Source organism: Sphingomonas sp. (assembly GCF_013816785.1).
Classification (GTDB): domain Bacteria; phylum Pseudomonadota; class Alphaproteobacteria; order Sphingomonadales; family Sphingomonadaceae; genus Sphingomicrobium.
Window position 1 is genome coordinate 1 of the sequence record NZ_JACDDV010000083.1, and the last position, 6390, is coordinate 6390.

7 protein-coding genes and 1 tRNA gene are annotated in these 6390 nt (G+C 62.9%); 7 read left to right on the forward strand and 1 reads right to left on the reverse strand.

Features of this window, described 5'->3' with window-relative positions:
- The 5 genes from H0W65_RS11910 to H0W65_RS11930 form a co-directional block, all read left to right on the forward strand.
- Positions 1–1536, forward strand: a 1536-nt coding sequence (locus tag H0W65_RS11910) for a peptidase domain-containing ABC transporter (protein ID WP_294007849.1), incomplete at its 5' end; no start/stop codon positions are given.
- A 114-nt stretch (positions 1537–1650) separates the two neighbouring features.
- The gene (locus H0W65_RS11915) at positions 1651–1947 is read left to right on the forward strand and encodes an integration host factor subunit beta (protein WP_294007851.1); all 297 of its coding nucleotides are present in this window, start codon (positions 1651–1653) and stop codon (positions 1945–1947) included.
- A gap of 106 nt (positions 1948–2053) precedes the next feature.
- A tRNA-Leu gene (locus H0W65_RS11920) sits at positions 2054–2141 on the forward strand.
- Between the two features lie 86 nt (positions 2142–2227).
- Entirely contained in the window at positions 2228–3811 is a 1584-nt protein-coding gene (locus H0W65_RS11925) for a bifunctional diguanylate cyclase/phosphodiesterase (protein WP_294007853.1), read from the forward strand.
- Between the two features lie 108 nt (positions 3812–3919).
- Positions 3920–4093 (forward strand): hypothetical protein, encoded by a 174-nt coding sequence (locus H0W65_RS11930; RefSeq protein WP_294007855.1) that lies wholly within the window; start codon positions 3920–3922, stop codon positions 4091–4093.
- Positions 4094–4139: 46 nt separating this feature from the next.
- Here the strand turns inward: H0W65_RS11930 and H0W65_RS11935 are convergent, their stop codons facing one another.
- Positions 4140–5414: an MFS transporter gene (locus H0W65_RS11935; RefSeq protein WP_294007857.1), complete on the reverse strand. Its 1275-nt coding sequence runs from the start codon at positions 5412–5414 to the stop codon at positions 4140–4142.
- A gap of 87 nt (positions 5415–5501) precedes the next feature.
- Between H0W65_RS11935 and pgsA the strand changes: the two genes are divergently transcribed.
- Together pgsA and H0W65_RS11945 are read left to right on the forward strand one after the other, a co-directional pair.
- Positions 5502–6068 carry a CDP-diacylglycerol--glycerol-3-phosphate 3-phosphatidyltransferase gene (gene pgsA / locus H0W65_RS11940; protein WP_294007859.1) on the forward strand — a complete coding sequence of 189 codons (567 nt, stop codon included), beginning with the start codon at positions 5502–5504 and terminating at the stop codon, positions 6066–6068.
- A 112-nt stretch (positions 6069–6180) separates the two neighbouring features.
- Positions 6181–6390 (forward strand): hypothetical protein (locus H0W65_RS11945; RefSeq protein ID WP_294007861.1); only part of this gene is annotated, 210 nt, incomplete at its 3' end.

Below are 6390 nucleotides of genomic sequence, written 5' to 3' on the forward strand. Positions count from 1 at the left end.
GCGTTCGACACCGACCTGCTCATGATGCTGGCGTTGGGGTTCGGGGGTCTCGCGCTGATCAACCTGATGACGGGCTGGCTTCGCTCGCTAATCCTCGTCAGCCTCGGCAATTCGCTCGCCTATCAGGTGGTGGTCAACCTCTACCGGCACCTGATGCGCCTGCCGCTGCCGTGGTTCGAAAAGCGCCATGTCGGCGATATCATCTCGCGCTTCGGATCGACCCAGCCGATTTCGGACCTGCTCGCCCAGGGGCTGATCGCGGCGCTGATCGACGGAACGATGGCGCTGCTGACACTGGGTCTGATGTACCTCTATTCGCCAAAGCTGGCGGGGATTGCGCTGATCGCATGGCTGTTATTCGCGGCGCTCAAGTTCGGGTCGTTTCACGCCATCCGGTTGCAGAACATCGACGTGATCACCGCCGCCGCGCGCGAGAGCAGCAGCTTCATCGAATCGGTGCGCGGGATCGCCGCGATCAAGGCGTTCGGTCAGGAAGGCAATCGTCAGCGCCAGTGGCAACAACTCAAGGCCGACGCCGTCAACGCCAACATCCGGCTGGGCCGGCTGACCAGTGGGTTCGATGCGATGGGGCAGTTCGTCATCGCCGCCGAGCGGGTGCTGTTCGTCTATCTCGCCATATCGATGGCGATGGAGGGCGCCTTCACGGTCGGCATGATCTTCGCCTTTCAGGCCTATAAGCAGCAATTCCTCGACGCCTCGACCCGGCTGGTGGATTTTTCGATCCGCTACAAATTGCTCGACGTCCACTTGGGTCGCATCGCCGACATCGCGCTGTCCCCGCCCGAGCTTCCGGCCGAGACGGTCCCGTCCGCGATCGGGACGATCCACGGAGCGATCGAGTTGCGCAACATCTGTTTTCGCTATGGCGTGGGCGAGCCGGAAGTGCTGCGCGGCGTAAACCTCAGCGTCGAGGCCGGCGAGATGGTGACGCTGGTCGGCCCGTCGGGTGGCGGCAAGACCACATTGCTCAAGATGATGATGGGGCTGGTGCCGCCCAGCTACGGCCAGGTGTTGATTGACGGCAAGCCGCTGGGCCCGGCGATGCTGGGGCATTGGCGGACCCGGATCGGATCGGTTGCGCAGGACGATATGCTCTATGCCGGCAGCTTGGCCGAGAACATCGCCTTCTTCGATCCGGAAATCGACATGGGGCGCGTGGTCGAGGTCGCCCGGATGGCCGTGATCCATGACGATATCGAGGCGATGCCGATGCGCTACGAAACATTGGTCGGCGACATGGGCTCGGCGCTGTCGGGCGGACAAAAGCAGCGTGTCCTTCTCGCCCGCGCGCTTTACTCTGATCCGTCGGTGCTATTCATTGACGAGGGAACCGCCCATCTCGATCCGGAGTCCGAACGGTTAGTGATGGGGGCGATCGGTCGGCTGCCGATTACGCGGATCATCAGCGCCCATCGGCCAGGTGCGGTCGCCGCGGCTAGCCGGACGATCTTGGTCGGCGGGGGGCAGGCGCGGGTTCTGCCCCAGCGCGATTCCGAAATGGGCAATGCCGCATAGGCCGCTGAAAAAATCGCCACTACTACAGCATCTGCGCCCTTTTCCTTTGGCGGACAGGCTGATAGGCACATGCCAAGCGCCGGGGGCGCGCGACGATTTAACGCGGGGAAGACCATGATCCGTTCCGAGCTGGTGCAGAAGTTGTGCAGCGATTTTCCCGACCTCACCCAGCGCGAAGTCGAGAATGTGGTTAGCGCAATCTTCGATTCGATCACCGACCAATTGGCGAAAGGCGGCCGCGTCGAACTGCGCGGCTTCGGCGCTTTTTCGTCGCGCCAGCGCGATGCCCGCATCGGGCGCAACCCGCGCACTGGCGAAGCGGTGGATGTCGATGCCAAGCGCGTGCCCTATTTCAAGCCGGGCAAGGAAATGCGCGAGCGGCTCAACCTTGGCGAAGTGACGGCGGAGTAGGGTAGACCGGCACCAGCCCACGCCCCCCACCCGGCCTCCCAATCCAGTTTACGCTGTGGGAGGCCGGGTGGGGGCGCGGGCCGGTGCCGTCCTCGTGACAAGAAACGCGGACGTGGCGGAATGGTAGACGCACCCGACTTAAAATCGGTTTCCCCGAAACGGGAGTGCGGGTTCAAGTCCCGCCGTCCGCACCACCGGATTAAAGGTCCGAAATGCTGTAAAATGTTAAGCAATCGCCCGTAATCGGTCGATTGTGCGTAAAGGGTTTCGACCATCCGCGATGCGGGACCGAGAATTTTCGCTCGCCAATGCCCGGCGGGACATGCTGGTTCTTGCCATTTTGATCGCGGCGGTCGGAATGCTGATCTGGAACGGTAGCGCCTTTTTCCATCGCCTGAGCATCACCGACGCACGTTTGGGGCCGAGCCTCAAAATCGCGGCCACTGCCTTGACCCTCAACGTCGCGCTGATCCTGTTCGGCTGGCGCCGCTACGTCGACCTTCAACACGAGGCGGAACTACGCCGTGATAGCGAGGCGCGGGCGGCCTTGATCGCCTCGACCGACGGAATGACCGGCCTGCTCAATCGCAAGGGCTTCGCCGACAAGGGCGAGGCACTGCGCCGCAAAGCCGCCGATGATGGTCAGTCGCTCCTGATCTTTTCGCTTCAGCTCAATCGATTCAAGGCGATCAACGACCGTCACGGTTATGACGTTGGCGACAAGATTTTGCGAATGATCGCTAAATCGCTCGAACAAGCGGCTGGCCGCGACCAGCTTGTGGCGCGCCTCTCGGGCGACGAGTTCGCGGTGGCTTTGGCGGCGCACGAGAGCGGTTTTGCCGAAGCCGAGTTACAAGCCGAGCGGATGCTGTGCGCCGTGACTCGGCCGATGGAGGCCGACGAACGGCTGATCCAGATCGGCGCATTTATCGGCATCGCCGCGTCCGATCCGTCCGAAGGACAGATTCCCGATTTTTTGAGGCGCGCCGACATTGCGCTCGATCACGCCAAATCGATCCGTTCGGCGCGGCCGGTGTGGTTCGACCAGGGGATGGAGCGCGCTCTGATTGCGCATGGCGAGATAGAACAGGGGATCCGCTACGGCCTTGAGCACGGCCAGTTCCTGCCCTATTTCGAACCCCAAGTGGACTTGCTAACCGGCGACCTGGTCGGGTTCGAGGTGCTCGCGCGCTGGGATCATCCGCTAAGCGGGATCGTTATACCCGACAATTTCATTCCGATCGCCGAAGAGCATGGCTTGGTTGGCCGACTGTCTGAGCAAGTCATGCTGGCGGCGATGATCCAGGCCGCGGACTGGGATCCGGCGATCAAGTTGTCGGTCAATATCTCGCCGGTGCAGCTCGGCGACAGCTGGCTTGCGCAGCGCATCGTGCGCCTGCTGACCGAAGCCCGCTTCCCGGCCGATCGGCTGATTGTCGAGATTACCGAAAGTTCGCTGTTCGCCGACCTCGACCTGGCCCGCTCGATCGTGACCAGTCTCAAGAATCAGGGAGTCAGGCTAGCGCTCGACGATTTCGGCACCGGCTTTTCCTCGCTTGCCCACCTTCGCTCGCTACCGTTCGACGTGATCAAGATCGACCGCAGCTTCGTTACGCGGATCGAGGAAGACAGAGAGAGCGCGGCGATCGTCCGCGCGGTGACCACCCTCGCCGAAGCGCTTGGCGTACCGGTCACGGTAGAGGGCATCGAAAATGCCGACACCCATGCTGCCGTCGCCGGCTTCGGTTGCGCTGTCGGCCAGGGTTGGTACTTCGGCAAGCCAATGAGCGGAGACCAGGCGGCGGCGATGGTGCGCGCGCGCCACGCAGTGCCCGCTTCCAGCGCCATCGCCCGCACCGCCTGACATTCTGCATCCTCGAATTCCATACCCTGTCCCGAGCCGGGACGGTCGGATCGGCGCGCGCATAGCAGGCGTTGATCATATGGTAAAAAAGTCGTTAAGAGTTTTCCGATGCAGAGTGTTCGCCGCCCGACCGCAGCCATATCCGCGAGCCGCTTCGGCCGGGGCCGCCGCTACACGATGGCGGTGGCGGCTGCCCCGGACAGGACCCTTTCCGACGACGTCAAGCTGTTCGCGCTAACCTTCGTCGGCGGCTTCCTGTTCATGGGCGTCTACCTGGCCTGACCTGCCCGCGGCGGTCGGGGAGCATGAATATCCCGCGCGGTGTTGCTCAGTCGCAGGCGAGGTGAAGCTTCCAGCCAAGCCAGGCGCTGACCAGGCACATCGCCGCCACCAGCCAAAGCTGTCCGACCGGGCTGACGCCAAAGCTCGACAGGGCGAAGGCGATGAGCGAGCCGATCACCATCGCGCCCGAATTGACGATGTTATTGGCGGCGACCGTTCGGGCGGTTTCCGAATTGGGGACGGTGGTGGTGAGGAATGCATAGAGGGGGACGACGAACATGCCGCCGCAGATCGCGACGCCGAGCAGGGCGGCGACCATCGCCGCGGCACCGGGGTGCGGCAGGAAAGTAGCGAGCGTCGTCAGTTCGCCGCCGCTGTGCAGGCCCCAACTGCTGGCGACAAACCGGAGCAAGACGACGAACGCGCCCATGGCCAACACCGACACCGGAGCGAAGCGGGCCGAAACTTCGCTCTTGAGCAGCCGGTTTATAAGGACCGAACCGATCGCGATGCCGATCGAGAAGATGCCGATGAACAGGCTGGCGACCTGCTCGTCGGCGCCGAGCACATTCTTCACCAGCGGAGGAAAAATGATGATCAATACCGCACCGATTGTCCAAAAAAAGCTGATCGAGCAGATCGCGAGAAACAATCTTGGGATGTGCATCGTCGCGCTGACCAGCCGAACCGAGGCGCGCAGCACATGCCAGTCGGGTGGCGGGCAATCGGCGCTGGGCGGGGCGGGCGGTACCTTGCGGCCGGTCAGCAGTCCGGCGACGGCGATCAGCACCGTCGCTGCGGCAGCGACCTGCGGCTGGCTCGCCAGCGCGCCGGCGAGAATCGTCCCGCCGAGGATCGAGAGATAAGTTCCCGCCTCGACTAGCCCGGTGCCGCCGAGCACCTCGTCGCGGTGCAAATGTTGCGGCAGTATGGCATATTTGATCGGCCCGAAGAAAGTCGAATGGACCCCCATTGCGAACACCGCGGCGAGCATCAGCGGGATATTGGCGAAATAAAGCCCGGCACCGCCGATCAGCATGATGCCGATCTCGGCCAGCTTGACCAGCCTGATCAGCCGGGCCTTGTCGCGAATGTCGGCGAGTTGGCCGGCGGCGGCGCTCAACAGGAAAAAGGGGAGGATGAACAGGCCTTGGGCGATGGCGCTGAACTGCGCCTCGCGTGCGGCATTGGAGAATAGCTGGTAGGTGACGAATAGCACGACCGCTTGCTTGAACAGACTGTCGTTGAACGCGCCGAGCGCCTGGGTCGCGAACAGCGGCAGGAACCGGCGCGAGCGGAGCAGGTGGGCGACATTCTGCATCAAGGCCGAAACGGCGCCTCCGGTTGGTCGCCGACCCGCATAGCCAGCTTTGCGGCGGCGGCCAAACGCTATAACGCTGCCCGTCCCATGCTGACGTTGCCCAACCTGCTGACCCTGTCCCGCATCCTGGCGGTGCCGATCCTGGTGTTCCTGTTGTGGCGACCGACGCCGATCGACTATGCGGTGACCTTCGTGCTTTACTGCATCGTCGGCATCACCGATTATTTCGACGGCTATCTGGCCCGCGCGCAGGGGCGGATTTCGCGGCTTGGCCAGTACCTCGATCCGATCGCCGACAAGATCATGGTCGCGGCAGTCATCGTCATGCTGATCTCCAGCCGCAAGATGTCGGGCGAGCCGGTGATCCACGGCCTGCACATCATCCCCGCGCTGGTCATCCTGCTGCGCGAAATCATCGTTTCGGGCCTGCGCGAGTTTCTGGCGCCGTTGAATGTTTCGATGCCGGTCAGCAGCCTCGCTAAGTGGAAGACGACCTTTCAGCTTGTGTCATTAGGGGCGCTGATCTCGGGCGGCGCCTTTCCAGCGTACGACTGGGTTCATCAGGTCGGACTCGCCAGCCTGTGGGCGGCTGGCGCGCTGACGCTGGTCACGGGGTATGATTATCTCAGGATCGGCATGCGCCACATGGACTGATGGCCGTCGCCTAATCGATTTTGCGCGTCATACTGACCAAGTTTAATCGTTTCTTTCGTTTTGTGAGGAGGCCTAAGCGTAAATCCAAACCGCAGCGAGGAGAGTGACGGTCATGGACGCGAAAACCGGAGAAATGGGATGCCCGATGAAGGGGTCGGCCGCGGGTCGCTCGTTGCTGGGGCGGACCAATCGCGACTGGTGGCCGGACTCGCTACCGCTCGAAATCCTGCACCAGGGCGGCGCCTCGCCCGATCCGATGGGCGACAACTTCGATTATGCCGACGCGTTCAACAAGCTCGACTACCCGGCGCTCAAGGCTGAC